General features: G+C 60.5%; 4 protein-coding genes and 1 pseudogene. 3 read left to right on the top strand and 2 right to left on the bottom strand.

What is annotated here, in order from left to right:
* Positions 1 to 57: 57 nt before the first annotated feature.
* Positions 58 to 577, bottom strand: a pseudogene (locus GSQ89_RS29465) (ISKra4 family transposase); the annotation flags it as partial.
* Positions 578 to 870: 293 nt separating this feature from the next.
* Between GSQ89_RS29465 and GSQ89_RS29470 the strand changes: the two are divergent.
* The 3 genes from GSQ89_RS29470 (at position 871) to GSQ89_RS29480 (ending at position 3,409) form a co-directional block, all read left to right on the top strand.
* On the top strand, positions 871 to 1,338 hold the full coding sequence (locus tag GSQ89_RS29470; protein ID WP_158931683.1) for a hypothetical protein: 468 nt from the start codon (positions 871 to 873) through the stop codon (positions 1,336 to 1,338).
* The gene (locus GSQ89_RS29475; RefSeq protein WP_158931684.1) at positions 1,335 to 1,607 is read left to right on the top strand and encodes a hypothetical protein; all 273 of its coding nucleotides are present in this window, start codon (positions 1,335 to 1,337) and stop codon (positions 1,605 to 1,607) included. Before GSQ89_RS29470 ends, GSQ89_RS29475 begins: the two co-directional genes overlap by 4 nt.
* A gap of 599 nt (positions 1,608 to 2,206) precedes the next feature.
* Positions 2,207 to 3,409, top strand: a complete 1,203-nt coding sequence (locus GSQ89_RS29480; protein WP_158931685.1) for a cyclopropane-fatty-acyl-phospholipid synthase family protein — start codon at positions 2,207 to 2,209, stop codon at positions 3,407 to 3,409.
* Here GSQ89_RS29480 and GSQ89_RS29485 read toward each other — a convergent pair.
* Positions 3,292 to 3,918 carry a hypothetical protein gene (locus GSQ89_RS29485; protein ID WP_158931686.1) on the bottom strand — a complete coding sequence of 209 codons (627 nt, stop codon included), beginning with the start codon at positions 3,916 to 3,918 and terminating at the stop codon, positions 3,292 to 3,294. The genes GSQ89_RS29480 and GSQ89_RS29485 overlap by 118 nt on opposite strands.
* Positions 3,919 to 4,019: the final 101 nt, after the last annotated feature.

Genomic DNA, 4,019 nt, shown 5'->3' on the forward strand with positions numbered 1-4,019 from the left:
TGCAATAGATTTCGCCACCACCGCTGACTTGGATCCCGCCCCTGCGACAGCCTCCTACTCCAGCCTGGTGCCGACACGAAGGGTTCGTTGCCGGGCGGTTTCCACGGCCTGTGGCTTGCCGAGTGGCAGAAACTCCGCCAGCAGCGTTCGCGCCCGGCGGTAGGGTAACAGCGAACCCATCTTTGCGATGGTCCGCTCGTACTCCGGCGTGCATCGGTCGGGTATGATCTCGGCAACCGGATTGAGCGTCCGTCGGCAGGTCACCGCACATCGAAACGGGGTAAAGCGAGGCGCGCGGACCCCCACCTGACCGAACAGCGACACCAGTCGGCGGGAGCGAATATCTTTGAGGGGCCGCCGCCCTCCACATCGTTGGCAGCGTCGTCGGCGGTGACAATGATCGTCCACCTGCGCTCGAACAAGGTGGCACTGCACGGCCGAAAGCATCCGCTTTCCCTCCGCCAGCGTCAGCCCGATCATCCGCGGCGTGTATTCGGCCACTGCGGCGCCGCCGCCGATCATGAACACCAATGGCCCCATCCGCTCCGACCAACTCCAACACGACCCGCCACTTCATCCCGCGCTCCCGCCCACAACAACCGAGCGTCCCATAGCACCCCCACCTTCTGGACGGTCTCCCGGCCTGTCTGCACGGATGCTTCACCAAGAATTCGCTACGCGGACAAACCGTAACTTACAGCAGCCCGCGCGCTTGAGCAGCCGCGATCCACGCAACGTCGTCGCGCCCGATGCTACGGTGCAGAAGCGGTTGTTTCATCGACCGAGACGTGTTAACAGAATCGCGATATCGCACCACCCGATCCAGGCAGGATCTCATCGCTATCACATCCACGGCTGGGAAAGAAGGGCGTGCAACAATTCAAGACGTTGGAAGACCTTCGGCAATATCTCAGCAGACTCGAAAAGTGGTTTGGTCGCCCAATCGTCGATGGCGGGCACCCGACCCTATACTTCGACAATCCGAACGACAGCAGATTCGTCCTCGGCATACGCCGAGATGATTATTTGTTCTCGCAATGCGGCAATTGGATTGAACCATCAAGAGGGCATGGCTTGTCGTTCTCAGCGAGTTGGCGGCATCTGAAGGGCATTTATCGCCTGAAAGGAAAACACAATCCCGGCAAGGCGGTCCATGTTTACTGGGTCCTTGAAAAAGCCGACATTCCGTCTGGACTTGAATTTCATCCAGACCCCGACGACGACGCGCATTATTATTTATGCGTTGTCGAGCGGATGCGTGTTGATGAATTGCGCCAAAAGCTTTTGTGGGTCGCGGACAGAATGGCGATGATAAGAGATGGACAGGTCGCATTATGATTAAGTACAAATTTCCTGAGGAACAGCAGCTGCTGATCAAATACGCGTCACGTCTTGGCGACGAGGGCGTTGTGTCAATTCTGGCGCGTGGCGCGATCGAAAGCGAGACTGACGCGCGCTTACTATCGCGGTTCTTTTGGCGAATGGTGGATTCCAGCCTCAACGATGACATTGAGGTTTGGCACGAACGCATCCACAATACCTTGTTCGCCGCGCTTCGCAAAGCCGGTTACAGCGAGATCTGGGACGAGGAAATACCGGACGCCTGATGCATGTTGTGTATCTGCTCAACCCCGATTTGAGCCGCATTTTACCGGGTAGTTTACCTCATATCCTGAGGGTCTTCGAAAAAGGTATTGACTTGGTCACGGTCGAGTCGACTCTAAACAAGGGCGTGAAAGCGTGGCCTTAATCCGGAGAACCGGTACCGGGTCGGGAGAAGACCGTGGGGCAGGGGCGGGGACCTACCGAACATCGTTGAGACCATCGCTCAGGACACGGGCCGATATTACCTGGCGATCCTGGGCGCCTGGCTGATGGTGGCACCCTGATAGGATGTGACCAGCGACTGCGCGTAGGGACTGGTGAAGGCCTCGATTAAAAGCGTTCGAGGTTCAACCCACTTTACGGAAGGCCTTTCGTCTACGTGCCCCCCCCCGTATCCACTCTGAAAACAGCCTTGCCTTCGGCGAGACCGTCCAAAACCTGGGGGGTCAAAGCTCGGCCGGGCGGACTGGAGCATAGCGGAATCGACATCTCGCTGATATGCCCGTTCTGTTCTCCCCCCAGGTTTTGGACGGTCTCATGCTACAAAAATAGGCCGTTCGTTAGCGCTGGCCATAAGCCTAAAAGGAGACCAAATTTGCAGATGCGGTTGCTGTCTCACCTGCTCAATCGCTTTATCCGCAACGGCGAACTGCGCCTGATCGCGGCCGATGGGGCGATGCATCGATTCGGTGGCTTCAGCCCCGGTCCGGCTGTCACAGTCCGTCTGCACGATCCCCGGCTCTACACCAAGTTGTTCCTGAACCCCGAGTTGCACGCCGGGGAAGCCTATATGAATGGCACACTCACCTTCGAGCGCGGCTCGGATGTCGGCACTTTCATGGCGCTGTTCGCGGCCAACCGTGGCGGGCTCGCCGCCCATCCGGGACAGGTGGTGCTGCGGCGCCTGTGGCGCGCCGCCAGGCGCTGGCACCAGGCCAATCCCGCGGCGGCCGCAGCGGCCAATGCCCGCCACCATTACGATATTTCGACGGACCTCTATCGCCTGTTCCTCGACGAGGGCCTGAACTACTCGTGCGCGGTGTTTGAACACCCAGACACCGATACCCTGGAACAGGCGCAGCTCCGAAAACTGCAACGAGCGGCCGCGAAGTTGCGGCTGCGTCCAGGCATGACTGTGGCCGAGATCGGCTCCGGCTGGGGTACCTTCGCCATCCACATCGCCACCGTCACCGGGGCCCGGGTGACCGCGGTCAACGTCTCGCCCGAGCAGATCCGCGTTGCTCGCGAGGCCGCGGCGGCGGCCGGCGTCGCGGAACTGGTCGAATTTCGCGAACTCGACTACCGCGCGCTTGAAGGCCACTTCGACCGGGTGGTGTCGGTCGGCATGATGGAGCACGTCGGGATAGGCCATTTCGACACCTATTTCGGCAAAATCCGCAGCTTGCTCGCCGATGACGGTTTTGCCTTCGTGCATTGCATCGGCCGCATGCGCCCACCGAGCAGCACCGGCCCGTTCATCCGTAAATACATCTTTCCCGGCGCCTATGTCCCGTCGTTGTCCGAGGTGTTCGCCGCCACCGAACGGTCCGATCTATGGGTTGCCGACATGGAGGTGCTGCGGCTGCACTACCACTACACGCTGCAGCATTGGCGCCAACGCTTCGCCGCCAACCGCGCCCGTGCGGCGGAACTGTATGACGAACGCTTCTGCCGTATGTGGGAATATTACCTCGCCGCCGCTGATGTCGGCTTCTCCAACGGCACCAACATGGTGTTCCAGTTGCTGCTGTCAGCGAAGATCGACGCGGTGCCGATCCTGCGCGAATTGTGCTTGTCACTGTAGAACGCCACCGGTTTGCCGTGCGCCTCCAGATAGGCGCGCGTCGCGCGGAAGTAGTCAAAGGCCGATTCCGAGGCCACGAACCGCAGTTGCATCAACCGGCTGGTCACGTCATCCACGAAGGCCAGCAGTGTGCACATGTCGCCGCGATCCTCGAACCACGCGTGCTCCGAGCCGTCGATTTGCACCAGTGGACCCAGGCACTCTCGCCGCCGGCGCGGCTGGTGCGGGGAGGTGAGACGATGACGGCGGTCGATCCACAGCCCGTCCGCGATCATCCATTGCCTCAGCGTCTCGACGCCCAGCCGTAGCCCCTGACACGAAGCAAGCTTCTCCGCCGCGAACGTGGGACCAAGATCGGGATAGTGCTGCCGGACCAACGCCAGAACCGTGCGCCGGAACGTCTCGCCATGTTGGCGGTTACTCCGGCGACCGCGATTGCGCGAAATCAAGGCCGTTGCGCCGTCGGCACAGAAGGCTCGACGCAGCCGGAAAACCTGACGCCGGCCCAAACCTATTACTCACCAGTCGGTAATATAGGCGACACTTGGTGTCCGGAAGAATGATCGGATCAGCCTGGGTGCCTTCTTGAGGGCGGCAAGTTGGACTCCGA

Source organism: Acidisphaera sp. S103 (assembly GCF_009765975.1).
Classification (GTDB): domain Bacteria; phylum Pseudomonadota; class Alphaproteobacteria; order Acetobacterales; family Acetobacteraceae; genus Rhodopila.

Coding starts and splice junctions, on each gene's coding strand:
- GSQ89_RS29475 (WP_158931684.1), top strand. CDS start 1,335: ATGATTAAGTACAAATTTCCTGAGGAACAGCAGCTGCTGATCAAATAC.
- GSQ89_RS29480 (WP_158931685.1), top strand. CDS start 2,207: ATGCGGTTGCTGTCTCACCTGCTCAATCGCTTTATCCGCAACGGCGAA.